This is a genomic window from Leptospira langatensis, from assembly GCF_004770615.1.
Lineage (GTDB): Bacteria > Spirochaetota > Leptospiria > Leptospirales > Leptospiraceae > Leptospira_B > Leptospira_B langatensis.
On sequence record NZ_RQER01000005.1, the window covers coordinates 86240 to 108356 of the forward strand.

A 22117-nucleotide genomic window follows, 5' to 3' on the forward strand; every position below is an offset into this window, starting at 1 on the left:
AAGAAGCTGCCTCCGAATATTTTTTGTGCCAGTTCACAAATAATTTCCAAAAATAGAAAGCGTATCCGCTCAAAAAAGCAAAACCAGATCACATTTTCATTATATACCGTTTTAGGAACTAATCTTCAGTAACGAAGCGAGAAGGATAGTCCTTTTCGCAGTGCAAAAAAATACAAACCACTTTCAATTTTTCTAATCTTCAAATATATAATTAAGAATCTTTCTCAACGGTTACAAAAGAGCATCCTCTGCTCCTTAAAGAGTAAATTACGCAAACGAAAGAGAGGCGTAACGTACTTTATTTTCTAGATAAAACCAAAAATGTCAAAATCTCTCCACAAAAGTCAAATCCGCTTGACGTATTTTTCTAATATATGATTTTTTTCGCGCCCCATGGGACTCAAGGGGCGAAGCTGCGTACGGGGTGGGGAAATGGCGAGAAAAGGACAAATAACTTTTGAGAAGATAAATTCGATCTTTAAAGCGCTAATCCAGCTAGATTCGGACAAATACGACCTTCGGATCTCAAAATTTGAGTATGAGAAGGTGAAAGATAAACCAAGCCTGATGAAGGAATTGGTGGGAAATCGGAAATTTGATACATGGGAAACTTTCAAGGCCTCTTTTGTTGAAAATCAGTCGCAATATAATGTAAGTTGGCGCCAGGCCCAAGGAGGGACTCTTTATTTAGAATCACTCACTCTCACTGAAGACATGGGTTATGAGATGGGTAATAAGCTGATCGATAAATTAGATTCTAAAGGAGTGGAATACAATATTTACGATTATATTAAGGAATATATCCCGGAAGCCACGAACTACGTTGGAGACAACGGTTACATTGTCCTGAGAGAATTCAGAGAAGGGTTTAAAGCCGTAGATAAGAAAAATTTCAGCTTTAAATTCAAACAAGGACGTAATAGTTCGATTTTCATTAAAACCACAAACATCTATACCTTTGTAAATAAAGAAGGATCTCAAGACGAAATATTATTAGGAAACGAGATCCTTTCGGAATTAAAAAGCATTACTGCCTTAGATTCTTTGGAGCACACTCAAACGGAAAGAACAGGTGGTAAATATCAGAATTACGACTTTATAGGGTTCAAAAGGGAAACGAATCCTTTCAAAGATCATCTGGAAATCTATACGTTCGAGTTAAAGCCTTCCAACAAGATCGAATATGTATCCGATGCGATCAGCCAGGCGATCAATTATAAGACGACATCCGACTACGTCTACATAGTGATCCCGATGTTTGACACGAGGCTTTTCCACGATGAGGCGAGGTTTGATACCTATTATGAGATCTGCAGGGATAATGGGCTCGGCATCATTACCATCGAAATCGATACCTCTAAACATCGCATATTAAGTGTATATGAGGTCTTAAACCCGAAGAAAAATGAGATTAGCGATTATAGCCTCCTAGGAGATATCATGCGCGAGAAGCAAATGGAGCTTTGTCCGCTTTGCAGACGGGTCGTGATCGGAAACGAAGAGAGAAAGGGATGTGGCTGGCTTTCCGATCGAGACTCAAAGTGTATGAAAAGGGTCTTCGAAGAACGTTTGACACTATGATCTTGGGAAACATATGAATTCGCCAAATGAAAAAATCAAAAGTTTCATAAAGTCGAATGAAATCTTGAGTCTCGCAACGCAGTTCATTCTTTTACTCTGCGAATTGTTTCTTAAGATCTTTCAATATTTCTATGATCCGCTCAGAAATCTTAGTATTTTCCTCACAGGTTTAGGTTTAGTGATCGGCTATTTTTATTACGGCGGCTATTGGAGCTCGATAGCCAATAGGATCCTCCCTCCGAATCCGGTACTGGTGAGTAGGAGTTGCGATGATAAATCGACAAGTGTAGGTAATTTAGAATATAGCGTACGTGTAGTTACAAATGTAAGGAATACAGGCGGGTCCGGAAAAGTGGTTATTGAAGCTGCAATTCAACAGGGGGATGAGCAGTGGACGAAATCAGAAATGATCGATATGGAACCTCATCAAACCACCGAGTCTGTAATCGTCTTTGACGAGGTTTCCTTGTTTGATGTTACACCAAGTTGTAGTGTTAAGGTCTTTGCTTACGGTAAGTGAATCATGCGAGTTGCTAATAGTGTTTACGCTCTTGATTCTGAAGAGCCGTGAGTAAGGTGGAAGAAAGAATTAAAGGTTGTTAAGGGAGTGGGAAGGCATATGCAAAAAAAAGATCAAGGCATGAGTAAGCAAATATTTGTAGCATACTCTTATAGACTCTATGCCAAACGAGACTACAGAAAGATATTTTCAAATCTTGAATCAATATATAAAGTTAGGTTTATATTTGCGGATGAAAAGATAACCAATATGCACATCATGCAGAAAATTATTAGCTACATTAAAGGAGCCGACTACTCAATCTTTGATATTTCCGGTTGGAATCCGAATGTTACTCTAGAGTTAGGATTTGCAATGGGGGCAAGTTCGAATTGGTATATTGCATTAGACCCGGATAAAACCGAAATGAAAGAGGTGCCTTCGGATTTAAGGGGAATCGATAGGATTCAATATTCTTCGTTTTCAGATTTTGAAGATAAATTGACCATACTTTTAGAGCAACTGTATCCAAAGCGAGAAAACAGTTCCATTGATAGTTATCTGGACTCAAAGAGAGAAGATCTATTGAAATTTTTAGCGGGCCAAACAGAGGGTCTAAATATTAAAGAAATTGCTCAATCAATGGGAGTAGAGCAGAGGGTCGCTCAAATTTTAATTTCACCTTTGATAAATAATAAAATCCGGACATCCGGACAACGCAAAGGAATGAAATATCATATCGTCAAACGTGGCCCAACTAAAGGAACAAAATATACTAAAAAACAACGTACGGTCTGACATGAGCTTAGCAATTATGCTAAGGTTCAATGAGCAAATTCTTGCAGAAGGACGTTTAAGCCATTGCCAGTAAACATTATTTTGCAATTCAAATGGAAACTACCTTTTTTCAAACTTTAATTACTCTTACCATAGGCATTATCCTGGGGGGCATGAAAGATTTTTTCTTTGATAGACAGTCTAGGAAAAGGGCTCTTCGAAAAGCATTGCTTTACTTAATAGAAGTGTGGGCGGATATCATTAGGTTTCAGAGGAAAACCCTTTCATTAGAAATTTACGTTGATGAGTTGATCAAGCGATTTCCGGGACTATCGCCTGATGTGCTGCTTTCAGTAAAAACTTCAATAGGATTATTTAGTGAGATAGCTGATTCTATGTTCCTAAGTAATGAAGAATTTGAAGATGAATTATTTTTAGATAATCTATCGAAAATTGCGGAGGACGACCCGCTCCTCGCTTTTGAGTTAGAAATTCAGGTTTTCGCATTGGACTATTTAACACTTTTGCAAAATAGATATAAAGAAATGTTGAAAAGCGCAAATTGGGGTAAGATAAGCGAATTACTTAACCTACTGACCTCTAGTAAATTTCAAGACAATATAGACGGATTGGAAAAGAATATTCTTTTGCTAGCAGGCAAAATTGGATTCGTAACAAAAATAAAAACCAGAAAATTACTTACTGGCAATTCTAAGCTCTCAGAAAACCAAATAAAAGACAGCCTCAATGAGATTATTGAATCAGCGGCTACAGCTCTGAAATCAAGAAGCAATACTAACTAAAAATTGTCGCGGCGCTTCAGGGTCGCTTTTGCGACCCTTGCTTCGGGCTCCGCCGCATTTTGCTTTGTCACTCGCCTTGCCGGGCAAGTCTCGCGCCAAGTGCTTACGCACACGCGAAACGTCGTCAAGCCTTGGTCATTAGGCGTAATGCACATGAAAATGCAGTTCTAAAAAAGGAATTTTATATGCATCAGATGTTAGCAAATCTAGATTTAGAAAGATGTCCACATTGCAATATTAATAAGCCAAATTTGCAAAGAATAAATCTCTATCAAACTATATCTTCTGATCACAGGATTCGACGTGACTGGGTGAACTATCAATGTTCTCGTTGCGGTGGAATAGTGCTTGGTGAAGGTCGTACAGGCGTTCGGACTCCTAATGAGAAAACATTCATAGAGGCAATTTATCCAGATAATTCCTTAACTCTTTCGGATTTTATTCCAGTTAGAGCAAAAGAATATCTAAAGCAAGCAATCGACAGTATTGTCGCTCCTTCTGGGTCTATCGTTTTATCAGCAAGTAGTGTAGATGCGATGCTTAAGAGTAAGGAATACAAAGATGGCTCGTTATACTCCCGAATTGATCAAGCTGCCAAAGATCATTTAATTACTAAAGAAATGGCTAATTGGGCTCACGAAATTAGGCTACATTCCAATGAAGAGCGACATTCAGATGAGGAACAAGAACTACCAAATGAAGAAGAAGCAAAAAAATGTATAGAATTTGCTTTGGCATTAGCCGAATTTCTCTTTGTTCTTCCTTCTCGAATAGAAAAAGGGCGTAATACGAAAGGCGAAAAACCAAACTAAAGAAATGTGCACTACGCATAACTTGGCTCTGACGCTTCGCTTCGAGATCGCTGCGCGACTCTCGCTTGGGCTACGCCACATTTGCTTCTGTCACTTCGCTTGCAGAGCAACCTCGTGCCATCGCAAACGTCGGAACACCTTGGTCGTTAGGCGAAATCGCTTTCAAAAATATTCTAGCAAAAGAATTTAAATTGGAGTTGAAATGGAAATAATTAAAGAAATAGCCAATTTTCCAGTTATCGTACAAGGAGCTTTAGGCTCTGCATTATTTTGGATTATTTTCGTAATTGGCCAAAAGGTTATTAAATTTTTAAATCAGTTTGGAAAGGAAAAGGAAATCGCGAATGCATTTTCATTGATGGCTGAACTCTATGATGGGGAAGAAAGACATACTTCTTTTCTCGTTTGTCTTTATGGCGGACTTCATTATTTAATAAAAGCCTTAATAGCCATATCTATTTCCTTGCTTCTGTCAAATATACTCGAGATAATCTCTTCAATAGGTTACTTTCTCTCTTTATATTTTCTTTTTCGTGCTTTATTCTTTCTTCCTTACTTTAATCGATTTCCCACCAAAGAAGAGAAACAAGAGAAATTAAACAAGGTGCTCAAACAACTTGTCAATAAGAACAAAGATAAAAAGGAATGAATTCATTAAATTGAGTCGTTGTAATAATGACTCAAAAACTGCTATCGAATATTCTGGACTACTTTAAAAAAAGCGACTTCGCCTAACTTTCGGTGCTTCCGCGTCGCTGCGGGCTTGCTTCGCAACCCTTGCTCGGCCTTCGGCACATTTTGCTTTATCACTCGTCTTACATGGCAAGCCTCGTGCCAAGTGCTTCGCACTCGCAAAACGTCGGAACACCTTGGTCGTTAGCCGCAATCTTAAATTTGATCCGTAATATGAAAGAAAACATTGAAAAACGCATTTTCGACTATTTCACTAATTCGAGTGACTTTAATGGCATGCCTCTACGGCAAATTAGTGAAGAGTTTAATATTGATTATAAACTCTCGATTGATATCTTAAAAGATCTCATTAAGGAAGATAAGGTAATAATACAATCGAGCACAAATCCGAATATTATAAGTTTTCATCATTACCCTATAGAAGCTCAATTAGAGGTTTTGGACAATGCGCGGGATATTAAGATCGAATATCAAAACCAGGAAGATATAACGATTATTTATGAAAATACTGAATATCCGATCTGCCTTTACCCCTCACAGAGCAAGCTTAAGTCAGATCGAAGTCTGAGTGAATTTGGATATTCATGCTATTCAATGCAACTGGCTTACGGACAGCCGCAGTTAAAACCTTTATTCTTTGATATTGATGTTTTAGATAGATATTACAATGATCCGAGATTCAATTTTGATTTTGGAGATTATTCTGGAAACATCTCTTGCAAATACGATGAATTCTATAATCCGTTAGTAAGAAAGGAAGACAATGTTCTCATCAAATCTTTTGGAATTGGCTTTGATGATCAGATGAATCGGGTTGTCGTCGTTTATTTGCGATATTTGCATAATCTAACCGGAGAACATCAAGTCTATTGGAAAGGAAAGGAACGGCATCAAAAATGTACGATTCTGAGCGAATACTACCAAAGTACAATAGAGGGGGCTTGGACATCTTCGTATTCAATATTTTCAGCCTTTTTAATAGAGCTTAAGTGCCTCAACGAACTTTCATTTTTAATATTTAATATCAATCTATTCTATGAATCATTTGAAAATGAAAAAAAGCCAAAAGAATTTACCTTTTTCTTTACACCTACTACAAAGAACTACTATGACTTCATTCTTCTCCTTGATAAAATGATATCGGAAAATATAAATAAATCCTTCTTTAATGATAAAATTGATTTGTTTGATATAAAAGAAGAAAAGGGCATTTATATTAAAAAAGATAAGGGAACATTAGTGTTACTAGAAGAATGGTTAACTTCGATGTTTGTGATCGAAGAAGATGGCTCAATTGCTGAAATTATTTTGCCATTAAAGAAAGTCAGAAAAGAGAGACAGATTCCAGCCCACAAGATTAATGAAAACTACTATGATTTGGCTTTAATAGAAAAGCAAAAAGAAATAATATCTGATGTATATAATTCAATGCGTCAACTTAGGCATATCTTTTACCTGCATCCAAAGGCAAAAAGATACATCCTTCCAAAGTCAATGGAAGAAGCTAAAATAATATCTATATAGGCTAAGACTGCGGCTAACTATCGGTGCTTCCGCTTCGCTTCGAGCTTGCTTACGCAACTCTCGCTTGGGCTACGCCACATTTGCTTCTGTCACTTCGTTTGCATATGCAAACTCGTGCCATCGCAAACGTCGGAACACCTTGGTCGTTATGCTACATGACTACCAAATCTTTTATTGCTTTAAAGGGTTTGAAACTCGGAAGTTTTAAGGATCCTTTCTTACTAATTATTCGAAAGTTTTTGTAATAGCATCCACTTCATCGCGTTTTTCTTCTTTTGTACCTTTAGTGCATGTAGAAGCATTTATCTGTTCAACGAGGACCTTCTTTAAACAAGCAACAATGCGCGCGATTTGAAGCGGATGGGAATTTTTAGAAAGAGTTTGATTAGATTGTATTGAATTTGATTGAATAACCTGGTTTAGTTCAATCTTATTGTGTCCGGGTAGTCACGCCGCCTAACTTCCGACTTGTCGCATCGCTTCGGGATCGCTTTGCGACCCTTGCTCGGCCTTCGGCACATTGGCTCAGTCATTCGAATTGCGTGGCAATTCTCATGCCTGTCTTCGCTTTGCTCAGCGCGCCAACGTCGCCAAGCCTCGGTCGTTAGACGCCATTTTGAAATGAAACAATGTACAATTTAATTATCACAGCAGATCCAAAAGCGTGGAATCGGTTAAGATATGAAATTTCTGAAGATCGTTTTCTGGAATATACCCATACTGGAATTATTAAAGAATTCAAATCTCTTGAATTTCATACTTTAGAAAAGTTGAAATCTATTCCAACTCTTTTGGCATATGAGAAGGGGGTTGAAGGGAAAGCTAAACTTTCTTTTATAAAGAATATTAGCCGATTATCGAGCGGTATCGTAATTCAATATGAATTTATTGATGAAGTGTCGCCGATTACATTTACTACTTTGCAAAAGCTAAGTGATGATCTGGACATTTCGAACTATGAATTTAATAGAACTCATTGGGCAATCAAAGATGTCGATCTTCTGGGGGTTTTGTTCCGAAAGAAAATCATTTCAAAGGAGCTATTTGACAGAATGAAGAATTTTGATATCAAACAGGCGGAAAGCATATTTATACAACCAAAAGAATTTACTATACCAAGTAATTCTCCACAATCTGATTTAGTTGCAGTGATGATGCCTTTTGACTCATCCTTTAATGATGTATATAAAGCCATTAAGAGTACCTGTTCTGAAGTAGGCTTAAAGTGTTTGCGTGCGGATAATATATGGCAAGAAACAAAGGTTATTCAAGATATATTTAACCTCCTTTATAATAGTTCTATCGTTATTGTGGACTTTTCAAAAAAGAATTCTAACGTAATGTATGAGACAGGTATTGCACATACACTAGGTCGCACCGTTGTTCCAATATCTCAATCTTTGGAAGATGTTCCGTTTGATTTGCGTCACCATCGAGTCTTAAAGTACCTTCCCAATAAGCAAGGTATTACTGAAATGAGGGAAGCTTTAAAAGAGCGACTATTATCTTTAAAAAAATAGTTAGAGAAAATTCAAAACGGCGTCTAACTTTCGGTGCTTCCGCGGCGCTTCGAGCTTGCTTCGCAACTCTCGCTTGGGCTTCGCCACATTTGCTTCCGTCACTTCGTTTGCAGAGCAAACTCGTGCCATCGCAAACGTCGGAACACCTTGGTCGTTAGGCTACATGACTACCAAATGTTTTATTGATTTTAAGGATTTGAAACTCGGAAGTTCTTGAGGATCCTTCTTTATAAATTATATGGAATTCTTCGTCTTAGCATCCACTTCATCGCGCTATTCTTCTTTTGTGCCTCTAATGCATGTAGAAGCATTCTTTCGTTCAAAATGGACTCTTTCCTAAGAAGTAACAATTCGCGCGATTTGAAGCGGATGGAATGTTCGGAAAGAGTAGAATTCTATTGTATTGAATTTGACTGATTAATTTGGTTTGGTTCAATCTTTTTGTGTCCGGGTAGTCACGCCGCCTAACTTTCGACTTGTCGGGTCGCTTCGAGCTTGCTACGCAACTCTCGCTTGGGCTGCGCCACACTAGCTCAGTCACTCGAATTGCAGAGCAATTCTCATGCCTGTCTTCGCTGACGCTCAGCACGCCAACGTCGCCAAGCCTCGGTCGTTAAGCGAAACGACCGCAAAATTCTTTTTTAAAAGAAGACTTATTTACGAACTTAATTTCGAAAATCTCAAAAAAGCAATTTGACATCTGAATTATAATGCTGTATTTTGAATAAAAATGCAGGTCTAATGAGTATGTCTAAGACAATTACATTGCGTATTGAAGATCCGATTTACGATATATTTAAGAAAGCCGCCGAAGGCGAAAGACGCACTATTTCAAACTTTGTGGAAAATGCTGCCATCCAATATCTTACAAATGAATTTTATGCTTCAGATGAAGAGATGGATGAAATTCTTTCCGATAAACATCTTATTTCGTCTTTGAAAAAAGGACTTAAAGAAGTAGCTCAGGGAAAATATAAAGTTGTCCGTTGAATATAAAATAGCGGAGACTGAACAATTTCAAAGTAAACTTAAAGAACGTCAATTTTCCCATCTTCAGAAGAAATTAGCGGATTATGTTTATCCAATACTTAAGAAGAATCCATTTTTTGGACCGAATATCAAAAAACTGAAAGGGGAGTTTGATGGTCTTTATAGATATCGTATTGGTAAGTATCGCTTGTTCTATTTGATTAAAGATAACGAACTATTAGTAATTTTTGTCGATGTAGATCAAAGAAAAGATAGTTACAAGTAGGTGCGGTCGCATCGCCTAACTATCGGCTCTGACGCTTCGCTTCGGGATTGCTTCGCAACCCTCGCTTGGGCTACGCCACATTCGCGTCCGTCACTGCACTTGCTTACGCAAGTTCGTGCCGTTGCGAACGTCGTCAAGCCTTGGTCGTTAGCCGCCATTTTGGTTATGGCTTTTTTGACTTAGAATAACTTCTGTTTATTTATATGTGCGTGCTCGATTTCTTATCCAAGATATTTATATCAGACTACTCTTCACTTAAAAGCTTTAACGAAACTATTCTCAGATGCATTTCGATTATTTTCCCGTTAGCTATCGGGTTTCTTCTAAATTATCATTTTGACATTAAGAAATTGAGACGGGAAAAATTTCAGAAATTTATATCGCTACAAAGTGAGTTGAAACTTTGTTCGAAGATAATTTGGAATCTATATGATATGCTTATTCGGAAATATCCTTCTGCAAAGACTTGGGGTGAGCGAAAAAGTAGGGAAAATTTTATAGAAGCACTTTTTTCGAAAGAAAATCCGAGAGAAGAAAATGTTCAAGCAAAAATATTTATGAATGACTTGTTTGTTGCTGGGAGCAAATACTTAGGAATAGAAAATTTTGAAATTAATCGAAAGCTAATTGAGCCTGTCGATTTATATGAGCTCCGTGATTATGCGAGAGGAGCACTTAATAGGCTATATGATGGGAACGCATTCTATGGGTTGAGCTTAGAATTTGGATGTCCAGAAGAAACGAGCATGAGTGAATTCCCGGTTACTTCAAATACAGAATTGCTAGAATATGCAGTATCTGAAATTCCGGAGAAAAAAAGAAGAGCAAAGAACTTTAAATATATTGATGCATGGATAGATCTAATTGTCGAAGGGGAGGAAATATCGCAAAAGATGATTAATTTACTTCCTTATGTTCATGATTTTACGAATGAATTTGTGATTAAAATTAATAAGAAATTAATGAGGCTGATGCTTTTTGGTTTCTTTCTTCCTTTAATTTCCTTTGTAATAAAACTACCATTATTTCTCCTCATCATTCTTAAGTATCTTTCTTTAATCGCATTAATTTATTATATTGCTGCGATTTTGTTAGATATAATGAAAGAATTAGGTTCTTCAAAATTAGAAGTATAATATTTTTCAAGAAACCAAAACAGGCGGCTAACTATCGGCTCTGACGCTTCGCTTCGGGATTGCTTCGCAACCCTCGCTTGGCCTCCGGCACATTTCGCTTTGTCACTCGCCTTGCAGGGCAAGGCTCTTGCCAAGTGCTTGCGCACTCGCGAAACGTCGTCAAGCCTTGGTCGTTAGGCTACATGACTACCAAATGTTTTATTGATTTTAAGGATATGAAACTCGGAAGTTTATAAGGATCCTCTTTTTACTAATTATGTGAAATTCTTCGTCTTAGCATCCACTTCATCGCGCTATTTTTCTTTTGCGCCACTAGTGCATGTAGAAGCATTTATCTGTTCAACGAGGACTTTCTTTGAACGAGCAACAATACGTGCGATTTGAAGCGGATGGGAATATTTAGAAATAGTAGAATTCTACTGTATTGAATTTGACTGATTAATTTAGTTTGGTTCAATCTTATCGTGTTCGGGTAGTCACGCCGCCTAACTTCCGACTTTTCGCTTCGCTTCGAGATCGCTGCGCGACTCTCGCTTGGGCTACGCCACATTCGCTTCCGTCACTTCATTTGCAAAGCAAACTCGTGCCGTTGCGAACGTCGGAGCACCTTGGTCGTTAGCCGAACATGCTTGCCAAATCTTTCTTTAAGAATATGAATTTGAGAAAGAGAAGTTTTTAAGATTATTCCAGAATTTCTAATTAAAAGCTTGAAAATACGAACTAATATCGTATATTATATCGTATGAAAGTGACTGCGATATTGCCAGATGATCTAATTGCAGAGGTCCAAAAATATTCTGGCGGGAAAAACATAACTGATTCACTCCAGAAAGCCCTCTCAGAGTGGTTAAAACAGGCCAAAATAAGGAATTTGAATGCTAAGCTACATAAATCACCACTTTCGTTCCAGGAAGGCTTTTCTGGGGAAAATATCCGAAATCTGAATCGTAACAGATGATTCTCGTAGATACGTCTGTTTGGATTGAATTCTTTAGAGGCAATGAACCTTATTTCAATGAACTTAAAGAGTTAATCGAGTCATCCGAAGTAATAGTTCATGAAGTTGTTTTTGGTGAATTGCTTCAAGGATGCAAAAATAAGAACGAAGTATCTTTTATTCTAGAATATTGGGAAAATTTAAATACCTTAACTTCAGAAGGTAGCTTTTTGTTAGCGGGCAAGCTTTCATTTGAAAACAAGCATATTGATAAGGGAATTGGATTAATTGATTCAGTTCTTATTAATGAAGTTAGAAGTAAAAAACTTCAACTTTGGACATTAGATAAAAAGGTTCTCAAAGTATTAGATAAGAAAGAGATCTATTCAAGTAAAGGCAAGCACGTCGGCTAACTATCGGTGCTTCCGCTTCGCTTCGAGCTTGCTTACGCAACTCTCGCTTGGGCTTCGCCACATTTGCTTCTGTCACTTCGTTTGCAGAGCAAACTCGTGCCATTGCAAACGTCGGAACACCTTGGTCGTTATGCGAAATTTTACAAAATAGAAGCTAAAGAAAGATATGTTTGAGGAAATTAAAAATTCAGTCCAGAAGGTATTATCAGAACGAGCAGTAAGTCCCTTGGCGGGTACGTTTATTATCTCCTGGTGTCTCTGGAATTGGGAGATATTTATTCTATTCTTTTTCTCATCTGATGATATTTCAGTTTTGGATAAAATATTCTATATAAAATATTTCGGTAGCAACGCGTGTAATGTATTTGTTAAACCGATCATTTCCACTATAGCCATATTATTATTATATCCATTATTCTCAAACTCTACCTATTGGTTGTGGTTAAGATATGATGTTTGGAAGAAAAAAATTAAAGATGAAATAGAAGGTAGTGAGTTGTTAACTTTGAAGGAATCTGCAGAAATTAAATATGAAGTTGAACAACAATTTCGCAAAGCGGCAGATATCTTAAATGATAAAGATACTGAGATTAAGTCTTTAAATGAAGAAATAGCACATTTGCGGACATTTATTGTTCGAGAGCCAATTGAAAAAACTTTATTGGAGGAGATAAAAAGAAAAGAGGACGTGTATATGAGACTGAAAGAAGTGTTCGATTCATATTCGCTTGGAACTCCCATTGATATTTCTAAAATTCCAAGTACTATAAAAAATTATTTCATAAATGAGAATATAATATATCGTCCAGCGGGCGACTTGTCAAAATTCGAGCTCGGCAGCATGGGCCTCAATATGTATAAGCTATACATAAAAGAAGCGATAGAAGAAAAGTAAAACTTCGCATAACTTTCGGTGCTTCCGCTCCGCTTCGAGCTTGCTTCGCAACTCTCGCTCGGGCTTCGCCACATTTGCGTCTGTCACTCGTCTTGCATAGCAAGCCTCGCGCCATTGCAAACGTCGGAACACCTTGGTCGTTAGGCGTCATCCAATTAAGAATTTATTTATGCTTGGAATATGCTTTTCGGTTTGTTTAATAATCTTTACGGTTCCACTATCTGCGGAAGAAAGATTTCTGATAAATGGTACGAATGTTAATTTACGTGAAAAGCCCTCCGTAAAATCAAAAGTAATCCATATTTTAAATAATGAAGATGAATTGCTTATTCTTCAATATGAATCGAAATGGGAAAACATTACTGGTATAGATGACAGATGGGTAAAAGTTAATTATCAGAATAAGGTAGGATTTATTTTTAGTGCGTTTTTGAAACCTTTTGAGTTTAAAAATAAACTCTATATTTCTATCGAAAAGGCTCAATCTTGCTGTTATAAGATTTGTAGAGCTGAAATTGCTAAAGCAAATTGTTCAAAGAAGCCGAATTATCCAGACTGCGATTGTGGTGAAGCATGTGAGGGTGGTGGTCCTCCTAGTATGTTGGAATACGGTTGGACACCGGATTTAGAGGATAAGAAAAGATATTTTCAGAGTCACAAGGATGTTCAAACAAACTTTAGACAGTATAATGAACAATGTCTTTTAAAATAATTTCGACTATTCTTGAATAATTGGACGACGCCTAACTATCGGCTCTGACGCAGCGCTTCAGGATTGCTTCGCAACCTTCGCTTGGCCTTCGGCACATTTCGCTTTGTCACTCGCCTTGCAGAGCAAGGCTCGCGCCAAGTGCTTGCGCACTCGCGAAACGTCGTCAAGCCTTGGTCGTTAGACGCAATTGCAAGAAATAAAGCCATGACACAGAATATAAAACCAAAATTACTTTTTGTAGATACAAATATTCTTTTAGACTTCTATCGAGTTCGAGATAGTAAGGTTAGCAAAGAACTAATTAACAAGCTTATTCAAAGTAAAGATAAGCTTATTTTGACTGAGCAAGTCGAGATGGAATTTAAGAAAAATAGGCAAAAAGCAATACTTGAAACAATCAAATCGATTAAAAGTCCGAATTGGGATGGCCTAATCATTCCTCCTATTATGGAAGATTCTGATCCTTCTCGAGTGCTAAATAAAACAAGGGAGCAAAGTAAAAAGCAGATTCAGAATTTAAAAAAAAGAATTATGGACATTCTAGTTGCCCCATCTTCCAAAGATTCCGTTTTTACAGGAATGAATAAAATTTTCGAGTACCAATCGGATTTGAATCTAAATCGTGGTAATAAACTAAAATATACAGTCCGTAAATTAGCAAGAAAGAGATTTGCGTTAGGGTTTCCTCCTCGAAAGGATTCTGAAATATCATTAGGTGATGCTATAAATTGGGAGTGGATTATATATTGTGCCAAAGAGAAATCTGCAGATGTCATTATAGTTTCACGGGATTCAGATTTCGGTATTTCATATGAAAATCATACCGTCATTAATGATTGGTTGCATAAAGAATTCAAAGAACGAGTTGGCTATAAAAAAATAATATTAAGTAATAAGTTAACAGAAGGACTTAAATTTATTGATGTCTCGCTTTCTGAGAAAGCCAAAAATTTTGATGCTGAAGTGCAAAAGGAATACTCAAAGAGTACTCCTGAGGATCTTTTGCGAATTAGCCCAGTTGCTTACAATCGCTTATTAGATACGTTAAATCCCTTGGACGACTAGGTTGCAACGTCGTCTAACTTTCGGCTCTGACGCTGCGCTTCGAGATTGCTTCGCAACTCTCGCTTGGGCTATGCCACATTTCGCTTTGTCACTCGTTTTGCTGAGCAAAACTCGCGCCAAGTGCTTACGCACTCGCGAAACGTCGTCAAGCCTTGGTCGTTATGCGCAATCGTGCGAAATACTAAATTAATATGTCAATAAAGATACAAGCAATAGAAGAAGCTCTTTCGGTTTCATATGTTAGTGCCGTAGTTTCAAAAGCCGGGCACACTTATGATATAATTCAGCGGGATTATGGGGTTGATATTTCGATTAGAAAAATCGACTTCTTTAACGGACAACAAATTGACATGGGTGCAGTACTAGATTGTCAGTTGAAATCTACAATAAACTGGTCAATAGATGACACGCATATAATTTATGATATGGAGGCTCCTGCTTATAATAAATTAATTTATAGAAGTCAAAATGGCGCATATCCGTGTCTACTGGTGCTCTTATGTCTACCGCGAGATTCTGCAAATTGGGTTTTATTGAATGAAGAAAAATTGGAACTAAGAAAATGTTGTTACTGGATGTATCTTTCTGGAAATCCCACTGAAAATACTCATACAATTCGAATTAGAGTACCTCGTTCCAATACATTTACACCTGATGCAATCCCAGAGATTTTGAGTTCCGCAATGAGAGATGAGTTATGAAGATGCAACTCTCAGAACGAGAATTGTCAAAGATTACTTTAACGGATCTTACTCGATTTCTTGAAAATAAAGGATGGAAATTGGGGGAGTTTGCTGATTCAAGGCGTTTGCTGTTTTATGGGCCTGTTTCTGACAGAGGAAATCCATTGCAAATCGTGGTTCCTTCATCAGATAGTTATATCGATTATTATGAGCGAATTAACGACCTTTTAAATACATTATCAAATATATATTCTGAATCAATTGAAACTATCCTTAGTAGAATTGCTTTAGTTTCTCATGATCTATTACGTATGAAGGTGATGAGTAGCCTTACTGAAAATAATACTATTCCGCTTGATGTAGCAGTAAATGAAGTTAAAGGCCTCAAAGGTTTATTTTTATGGGGGGCTTGTTCTGAATATACTAGTAAACCACATTTCGATAAAGCTATAAGCCTTGCAGAAAAACATGTAAGGAACTGTAGATTTGGTCATACTTTTGAAGGGAGTTTCGGTTTTACAATTTCTTCTCCACTATTGTCCGATTATAGTCAATTAAGTTTGTATACAGGTGAAGTTGAGCCCCCCTATGAGCGTAGGGTTATGGAACGAATAGTCAGAGGATTATCTATAATGAAAGAAGCTGTTATTGAAGACAATGCGGCGATGTTTGTTGATAATTTTACGATTGGTTTTAATGCCAGAATGTGTGACGCTTTAGTCGAAATGAGTAATGAGCAGAAAAACTTACTTTCCTTTGAAATTGATTGGAGTTATCAAATTAATCCTTCGCCAGGTCTTTCTAAAATACGGTGGATTGAAATAGGCCCAAAAGAAATTGAACTCGCAAAATACGCTTCTGACGAACTAAAAAAAATTGCTCCATTTCAAGAAACTATAATTGGAAAAATTACGACTCTGCATTCTGTGATCGAGCCTTTGAGTGATATCGAGATTCCTCGCTCTGCCGTTATAAAGTATAAATATGAAGATCATTCGGTTGATGTAAAGCTAGAGCTAAATAAAAATCAATACCTTCAAGCTTATGAAGCTCACGGAGCAGGTAAGACAATTCGTGTAAAAGGTGATCTATATAGAAAGGGTAGTATTTGGAAAATGGATAATATATCATCGGTTGAGATTTTATAAATCTATTTTGCGCACGACTACGCATAACTATCGGTGCTTCCGCAGCGCTTCGAGATGCTTGCGCACTCTCGCTTGGCCTTCGGCACATTGGCGCAGTCACTCGAATTGCAGAGCAATTCTCGCGCCTGTCTTCGCTAAAGCTCAGCACGCAAACGTCGGAACACCTTGGTCGTTAGACGCCAGGCTGGCAAAATCAACTTTTTAAGAATAATTGTATAAAGTTCTTGTATGTAATACCAAATTGTGATACATTCTATTTGTGATCAGTTTAAGAATACCGCCGGAATTAGAGAGAAAGTTGGACTCGTTTGCAAAATCTGAGGGGAAAAGTCGCTCTGAAATTGTAAAAGAGTCAATTCTTGAATATATAAAGAATCATAGTTCAAGTAAAACTCCCTTTGAGTTAGGGGAAGATTTATTCGGTAAACATTCAGCCAATGACAAGAAATTAGCCGAGAATAGAAAAGTTACCTTAAATAAAATATTAAAGGACAAGAATGAAAAACGCCGCGCTCGTTGATTCTGGTCCGATTATAGCATTATTCAATTCATCTGATGATTATCATAAATCAGTCTTTAAGTTTCTAAAAGGGTTTAAAGGTTCTTTATTTACGACTTGGCCAGTAATAACTGAAGTCATCTACTTACTCTCCTTTTCAATCGATGCTCAATCCGATTTCTTAGAATGGATAGAACGTGAGAGTGTGCAAATTTTAGATGTAACATTGGATGATCTAAAATATATTAAGAGTCGGATGCAAAAATATTCAGATTTGCCAATGGATTTAGCAGATGCGTCATTAATGTGCATCGCCGAAAGGGAAGGGATTTATAATATTATTAGTATAGATTCCGACTTTTCTATATATAAAACTCTAAAAGGCAAATATCTAACAAATTTATTTAAGAATTAAGCCAGCCCAGCTTATAACTATCGGTGCTTCCGCTTCGCTTCGAGATTGCTTCGCAACTCTCGCTCGGCCTGCGGCACATTGGCTCAGTCACTTGAATTGCATGGCAATTCTCGCGCCTGTCTTCGCTGACGCTCAGCGCGCCAACCCTTAGTCGTCGGGCGCAAGCCAGACCAACATTTTATAAAAAATCGCTGCCCGTAACATATAAAAATTGTATGATTTCTATTTTAGATGATTAGGATACGATAATGAAAGTAGAAAATTTTTATTGGACTTTTGAAACAGATGAATTTCCTATTTTACACGTTAATAATGGATATTGTAATGAAGAGCGAATCCTGGGCGAAAGATTGTACGACCATTTTAATGATAATTCATTAAATCCCGAACTTCCTAGCTTTACAGATTGGGGATTTGTATTTAATTTTAAATGTCAGAACAACTATTTTGTTTTCATCATAAGATGTTTAAATGTTAGCGATAAACTATTTGGAATCATGATTTATAAGAGAGACAGCTTAATAACTAATTTAGTAGATAGTTTATTCAATAAAAAAATTAATATCGATAAGTTAGTACATCTAATCGAAATTATTCTCAATTCAGAAACTTCACTTTATAAGATTCGAAGATATTCGGAAACTGAATGGAGAAATTTTTTTAAAAATACGAACATTGCCGAAGTGGAATATTGTAAAGAATAAAGGAAATCGTTGCCGCCCCCTGTCTTTACTTTGCACTCTCGCTTGGGCCGGGCCTCCACCACATTTTATTCTCCACTTTTCCGCAGCGCTCGCTCGCGCAAATTAGCTATCATTAAGAGAAACATTGCGATGGATCACAAACTTCCCGAACGGAAGCGAGATTAAACGTTTCGCGATGGTGATCTATTTTCTTAAGTTAGTGTCAAATCTTTCTTGTAGGATATTGACTCTACGAGTATCATGGCATTAAAGTTCTTTACTCGTTCTGTTTTCACTGCATAGCCCGTACTGATCTAAATTAATTTATCATACGGATTGTTCATATCATCTCTGTATGGAACGAGGATAAAATTCATGTCATCCAAATTGTTTGTAGGCGGCCTTAGCTGGTCAACCACCGATCTCACTTTACGCCAAGTGTTTGAAACTCATGGCGCGATCCAAGAAGCGAATATAGTAGTCGATCGTGAGACCGGAAGATCGAGAGGATTCGGCTTTGTTACCTTCGTGGATCAGCATTCTGCGAAATCAGCGCTTTCGGAACTCAATGGTAAGGATTTAGACGGACGCAATATCGTAGTCTCCGTTGCAGAGGATAAACCAAGATCCGACCGCAATAGGAATAACAATAACAATAGGAAGTTTCAGCGCGATCGCTGGTAGTCTATCTACATTTACAATTTCTATAAAGAATCTTCTTGCTCTAGTATATCTCGCGGTGTGATTCAATATACTCGAGTGTTAGCAGCAAGTAGATTCATCTGAAAACATTTGGCTTCTTTTTTTCGTTAAGGCGATTACTTTTATAGAGGAGTCTACATTATTCTTCATACTTTCTTCTTTAAAGCCCTATGCAATTCCAAGAGCAAAAGTCGAATTTTTCAATAGGAGAGCTTTATGGCTAAAAAAGATAACTTGTCGTTTGTAAAAAGACAACGCGAATTAAAAAAGAAGGCGAGTAGGCAGGAAAAATTAGAGAAGCGCAAGATACGCAATGAAGAAAAGAAAAGTAATCATTTAGAACAGGAACCTTCTCCAGAAAAAGAAGAGTAGCGTGAAATACGTTACAATTTTCTATTTTTTCTTCAGCCACTAAATTCGTAATTCCCGGGATTTATACGCCATGCCAGACTTGGATGGGTATCGTATGCCTAAAGATCTCGAGACTCCCATCCAATCATTCGTCTCCTCAAAGAAATGGAAAGAATGGCTCACAAAAAATCATGCTATAGCTAACAAGGGTATTTGGCTCCGAATTTTTAAAAAAGATTCCGGTGAGGAAACAATTACTTATGATGAGGCATTGGATGAAGCACTTTGCTTTGGTTGGATCGATGGTCAGAAAAAAAAGTATGATGAGAGATCGTGGCTTCAAAAATTTACTCCTCGCAGATCGAAAAGCATATGGTCCAAGAGAAATAAAGAGCGGACGGTCCAGCTTATTAAGGAAAAGAGAATGCAACCATCCGGACTCAAGGAGATAGAGTCCGCAAAGAAAGACGGTAGATGGGATAAGGCCTATGATTCCCCCAGCCAGATGGAAATTCCTGCTGATTTTTTAGCAATGTTAATAAAAGACGAGCAGGCATACGAATTTTTTAAAACTCTGAATAAGACAAACGCCTATGCAATTGCCTGGCGACTAGCGACGGCAAAGAAGCCAGAGACCCGGGAAAAACGGATGCAAATTCTTCTGGAGATGATGAAGAAACAACAGAAATTGCATTAATTTCTCTTATATCATTTCTGAAATACAGTTCGCCCAATGATTCATACAGGGAACGCCAATATATTTCGCCTAACCGTTGTGATGTTTGCTGTTTAGAATACCGACTATCTTATTGAAAATCTACTAGCACGTCTTAATATAGGTGAACCTCCTATGACACTTAAATCCCAAAAATATCGGAATATTATCGATTCGCTTGTTGGCATATGTAAAACCGGGCAAGGTAAAATCGGATCAAACCGTATTCGATCCGGCATTTGGAACAGCAATGCGAAGTCGGATTCCGACGATCTCTCAGATGAATATCATATGAATCAATTGCTTGCCCGATTATCCGAAGGCGATCGATCGGTCCTTGCAAGAATGTTGGAAAACGAAGTGATTGTTGGCATTTTTGAAACACTTAAAGTTCTCGAAGAATATGAAATAGATCCGTTTGATACCGGATACGAAGGATCCCCGTATCATGATTTTATCGGTCGTCTTTCGGGTGATTGGGAATGGCCAGAAAAATAATTACAAAAATCAATAACTTCCCGTCTGAACATCTCCTGCACGTTTGTAATTCGCAATAATGACTCCACTCGGAGAAATCTGACTTTCCGTTACTTTGAATGCGGCAGGGATTGTGCCTTCGACAAATAATCGCTTTCCGCTGCCCAATGTTATCGGATAGATCTTTAGCCAGAATTCATCGATCAAATCATGTTTCATAAGGGTCTGAACGAGATTCGCACTTCCGTACACATGCAGATCCGGTCCTTCTCCTTGTTTGAGTTTGGTGATCTTCTCTACAATGTCTCCGCTTAAAAATACGGAGGGTTGCCATTCATGAGAAGTCATTGTATTCGAGGCGACGTACTTTGTTGCCGACATGACGCTTGGCCAGAAGTCTGCATGCTTTGGCCAGTAAGGCGACCAAATTTCAAAAGTCTTGCGCCCTAATAAGAGATCAAAAGGAACATTCATCTGCTTATTCATAACTAATCCAACAGTCTCGTCAGAATAGGGGACTTGCCACCCACCATATTGGAAGCCACCACTGGTATCTTCCTCTGGACCACCCCCGGCTTGGATTACACCATCAAGGGTGAGGAATTCGAGTACAATGACCTTTCTCATGATCTTAATTCCCTGCGTATAGATCTCTTAATTCGCCTCTGTATATTTCTTGAAATTGTCTAATATCGCCTGCCAGCCACCTCTTTGCATCTCGAGAGGATTCATTTGTTCCGGATCGAAGGTTACGGTCACTAGAGTGCCATTACCTTTATTCTCGAAATGGACATCTGCCTTCCTGCCGTCTAACATCGTATACGCAAAAGCTTTTTGATCTACGATTGAATCGTAAATCGCCTCGAATTCAAAACCGAAGCTCCCGTCTTTCGCTTCCATTCTCGCACTGTACTTACCACCAGGCTTCATATCATTTTTAGCCCAGGGGCATTGCCAATCATCCGAGGCAAAGTTCCAGCCGATGATATGCGCAGGGTTCGTATAATATTCCCAGACTTTTTTGACGTCTGCCGCGATGGTAGATTGAACAGTGATTTTGTTTGAGCTCATTTTAGGGAATATAATCGATTTCATCTTAAGTAGAAAAGCATTTTCGGTGTGTCGAAATATTACTTTATGGAAAAATTAAAGAAGAATATTGATGTATGAAAATCATTCCTTGTATTGTAGATCCATAGTGTGTAAAACTTTTATTGACAGAGTGATACCCTAAAGTATGAGCAAAACTAAACCGACTAAGAAAGAATTATCCCCAAAACAACAAGAAGATCTTCTCAAAATATTAAAAGATCGCTTCGAAAAGAACAAGGATCTTCATAAAGGCCTGGACTGGTCCAAAGTGCAGACAAGGTTGGCCGCAGCTCCTGAAAAGCTCCGGTCTCTCAGTGAAATGGAAGATACGGGAGGCGAACCGGATGTGATCGGGTTCGATAAGAAGTCTGGCCAATTTATTTTTTGCGATTGCTCGGAAGAAACTCCTAAAGGACGCCGAAGTCTTTGTTATGATCGCGAAGCGTTAGAGGAAAGAAAAGAACATAAGCCTAAAAATAGCGCCGTCGATCTAGCAACTTCTATGGGCATCGAGATCTTGACTGAAGAGCAATATAGAGACTTGCAGAAGCTAGGGGAGTTCGATCTGAAAACCTCGAGTTGGGTGCAAACGCCTTCTCCTATCAGAAAGCTAGGCGGAGTTCTTTTTTGTGATCGTCGTTATGATACTGTTTTCTTGTATCACAACGGTGCTTCTTCGTATTATGCTGTGAGAGGGTTTCGCGGTTTACTTAGGGTTTAATCGAACGAC

General features: G+C 37.9%; 29 protein-coding genes. 26 read left to right on the plus strand and 3 right to left on the minus strand.

What is annotated here, in order from left to right; genetic code table 11:
* The first annotated feature begins 546 nt into the window (after positions 1-546).
* The 13 genes from EHO57_RS08315 (at position 547) to EHO57_RS08380 (ending at position 11950) form a co-directional block, all read left to right on the plus strand.
* Positions 547-1581, plus strand: coding sequence for a hypothetical protein (locus EHO57_RS08315; protein ID WP_135646596.1), 1035 nt, complete (start codon positions 547-549; stop codon positions 1579-1581).
* Positions 1582-1645: 64 nt separating this feature from the next.
* Positions 1646-2101 carry a hypothetical protein gene (locus EHO57_RS08320; RefSeq protein ID WP_246050612.1) on the plus strand — a complete coding sequence of 152 codons (456 nt, stop codon included), beginning with the start codon at positions 1646-1648 and terminating at the stop codon, positions 2099-2101.
* A 99-nt stretch (positions 2102-2200) separates the two neighbouring features.
* A complete protein-coding gene (locus tag EHO57_RS08325; RefSeq protein WP_135646598.1) occupies positions 2201-2878 on the plus strand; it encodes a hypothetical protein in 678 nt (225 codons plus the stop codon).
* Positions 2879-3030: 152 nt separating this feature from the next.
* Positions 3031-3660, plus strand: a complete 630-nt coding sequence (locus tag EHO57_RS08330; RefSeq protein WP_135646599.1) for a hypothetical protein — start codon at positions 3031-3033, stop codon at positions 3658-3660.
* 194 nt (positions 3661-3854) lie between these two features.
* Positions 3855-4472, plus strand: coding sequence for a DUF4145 domain-containing protein (locus EHO57_RS08335; protein WP_135646600.1), 618 nt, complete (start codon positions 3855-3857; stop codon positions 4470-4472).
* A 202-nt stretch (positions 4473-4674) separates the two neighbouring features.
* Complete coding sequence (locus EHO57_RS08340) at positions 4675-5121, plus strand: hypothetical protein (RefSeq protein WP_135646601.1); 447 nt, start codon at positions 4675-4677, stop codon at positions 5119-5121.
* Positions 5122-5378: 257 nt separating this feature from the next.
* Positions 5379-6689 carry a hypothetical protein gene (locus EHO57_RS08345; protein ID WP_135646602.1) on the plus strand — a complete coding sequence of 437 codons (1311 nt, stop codon included), beginning with the start codon at positions 5379-5381 and terminating at the stop codon, positions 6687-6689.
* Positions 6690-7318: 629 nt separating this feature from the next.
* The gene (locus EHO57_RS08350; RefSeq protein ID WP_135646603.1) at positions 7319-8209 is read left to right on the plus strand and encodes a hypothetical protein; all 891 of its coding nucleotides are present in this window, start codon (positions 7319-7321) and stop codon (positions 8207-8209) included.
* A 747-nt stretch (positions 8210-8956) separates the two neighbouring features.
* Positions 8957-9199, plus strand: coding sequence for a CopG family transcriptional regulator (locus EHO57_RS08360; protein ID WP_135646604.1), 243 nt, complete (start codon positions 8957-8959; stop codon positions 9197-9199).
* Entirely contained in the window at positions 9189-9464 is a 276-nt protein-coding gene (locus tag EHO57_RS08365; RefSeq protein WP_135646605.1) for a type II toxin-antitoxin system RelE family toxin, read from the plus strand. The genes EHO57_RS08360 and EHO57_RS08365 overlap by 11 nt, the downstream gene beginning before the upstream one ends.
* 434 nt (positions 9465-9898) lie before the next feature.
* Positions 9899-10600, plus strand: coding sequence for a hypothetical protein (locus EHO57_RS08370; RefSeq protein WP_135646606.1), 702 nt, complete (start codon positions 9899-9901; stop codon positions 10598-10600).
* A 742-nt stretch (positions 10601-11342) separates the two neighbouring features.
* A complete protein-coding gene (locus tag EHO57_RS08375; protein ID WP_024864045.1) occupies positions 11343-11558 on the plus strand; it encodes a DUF2191 domain-containing protein in 216 nt (71 codons plus the stop codon).
* Positions 11555-11950, plus strand: coding sequence for a PIN domain-containing protein (locus EHO57_RS08380; RefSeq protein WP_135646607.1), 396 nt, complete (start codon positions 11555-11557; stop codon positions 11948-11950). Before EHO57_RS08375 ends, EHO57_RS08380 begins: the two co-directional genes overlap by 4 nt.
* Positions 11951-11982: 32 nt before the next feature.
* Here the strand turns inward: EHO57_RS08380 and EHO57_RS19070 are convergent, their stop codons facing one another.
* Positions 11983-12042, minus strand: a complete 60-nt coding sequence (locus tag EHO57_RS19070) for a TraY domain-containing protein (protein ID WP_135625875.1) — start codon at positions 12040-12042, stop codon at positions 11983-11985.
* A gap of 74 nt (positions 12043-12116) precedes the next feature.
* On the opposite strand from EHO57_RS19070, the gene EHO57_RS08390 reads away from it, so the two are divergent.
* The 12 genes from EHO57_RS08390 to EHO57_RS08440 all read left to right on the plus strand — a co-directional run bounded on the left by EHO57_RS08390 (position 12117) and on the right by EHO57_RS08440 (position 20316).
* Complete coding sequence (locus EHO57_RS08390) at positions 12117-12845, plus strand: hypothetical protein (RefSeq protein ID WP_135646608.1); 729 nt, start codon at positions 12117-12119, stop codon at positions 12843-12845.
* A 169-nt stretch (positions 12846-13014) separates the two neighbouring features.
* Positions 13015-13557, plus strand: a complete 543-nt coding sequence (locus tag EHO57_RS08395) for an SH3 domain-containing protein (RefSeq protein ID WP_135646729.1) — start codon at positions 13015-13017, stop codon at positions 13555-13557.
* Between the two features lie 204 nt (positions 13558-13761).
* A complete protein-coding gene (locus EHO57_RS08400; RefSeq protein WP_135646609.1) occupies positions 13762-14622 on the plus strand; it encodes a PIN domain-containing protein in 861 nt (286 codons plus the stop codon).
* A 191-nt stretch (positions 14623-14813) separates the two neighbouring features.
* Complete coding sequence (locus EHO57_RS08405; protein WP_135646610.1) at positions 14814-15323, plus strand: DUF4365 domain-containing protein; 510 nt, start codon at positions 14814-14816, stop codon at positions 15321-15323.
* On the plus strand, positions 15320-16453 hold the full coding sequence (locus EHO57_RS08410) for a hypothetical protein (protein WP_135646611.1): 1134 nt from the start codon (positions 15320-15322) through the stop codon (positions 16451-16453). Before EHO57_RS08405 ends, EHO57_RS08410 begins: the two co-directional genes overlap by 4 nt.
* A gap of 259 nt (positions 16454-16712) precedes the next feature.
* The gene (locus EHO57_RS08415) at positions 16713-16973 is read left to right on the plus strand and encodes a ribbon-helix-helix protein, CopG family (protein ID WP_135646612.1); all 261 of its coding nucleotides are present in this window, start codon (positions 16713-16715) and stop codon (positions 16971-16973) included.
* On the plus strand, positions 16951-17367 hold the full coding sequence (locus EHO57_RS08420) for a type II toxin-antitoxin system VapC family toxin (protein ID WP_135646613.1): 417 nt from the start codon (positions 16951-16953) through the stop codon (positions 17365-17367). Before EHO57_RS08415 ends, EHO57_RS08420 begins: the two co-directional genes overlap by 23 nt.
* Before the next feature lie 248 nt (positions 17368-17615).
* Positions 17616-18071: a hypothetical protein gene (locus EHO57_RS08425; protein WP_135646614.1), complete on the plus strand. Its 456-nt coding sequence runs from the start codon at positions 17616-17618 to the stop codon at positions 18069-18071.
* 354 nt (positions 18072-18425) lie between these two features.
* Positions 18426-18734, plus strand: a complete 309-nt coding sequence (locus tag EHO57_RS08430) for an RNA recognition motif domain-containing protein (protein WP_135646615.1) — start codon at positions 18426-18428, stop codon at positions 18732-18734.
* A 234-nt stretch (positions 18735-18968) separates the two neighbouring features.
* On the plus strand, positions 18969-19124 hold the full coding sequence (locus EHO57_RS18775; protein ID WP_167882310.1) for a hypothetical protein: 156 nt from the start codon (positions 18969-18971) through the stop codon (positions 19122-19124).
* Between the two features lie 70 nt (positions 19125-19194).
* Positions 19195-19800 (plus strand): YdeI/OmpD-associated family protein, encoded by a 606-nt coding sequence (locus EHO57_RS08435; RefSeq protein ID WP_425460776.1) that lies wholly within the window; start codon positions 19195-19197, stop codon positions 19798-19800.
* 153 nt (positions 19801-19953) lie between these two features.
* A complete protein-coding gene (locus tag EHO57_RS08440) occupies positions 19954-20316 on the plus strand; it encodes a DUF6547 family protein (RefSeq protein ID WP_135646616.1) in 363 nt (120 codons plus the stop codon).
* A gap of 9 nt (positions 20317-20325) precedes the next feature.
* Here EHO57_RS08440 and EHO57_RS08445 read toward each other — a convergent pair whose 3' ends face one another.
* Together EHO57_RS08445 and EHO57_RS08450 are read right to left on the minus strand one after the other, a co-directional pair.
* Complete coding sequence (locus EHO57_RS08445; protein WP_135646617.1) at positions 20326-20922, minus strand: dihydrofolate reductase family protein; 597 nt, start codon at positions 20920-20922, stop codon at positions 20326-20328.
* A 27-nt stretch (positions 20923-20949) separates the two neighbouring features.
* Positions 20950-21366 carry an SRPBCC family protein gene (locus EHO57_RS08450; RefSeq protein ID WP_135646618.1) on the minus strand — a complete coding sequence of 139 codons (417 nt, stop codon included), beginning with the start codon at positions 21364-21366 and terminating at the stop codon, positions 20950-20952.
* Between the two features lie 166 nt (positions 21367-21532).
* Between EHO57_RS08450 and EHO57_RS08455 the strand changes: the two genes are divergently transcribed.
* Entirely contained in the window at positions 21533-22108 is a 576-nt protein-coding gene (locus EHO57_RS08455; RefSeq protein WP_135646619.1) for a DUF4256 domain-containing protein, read from the plus strand.
* Positions 22109-22117 lie beyond the last annotated feature (9 nt).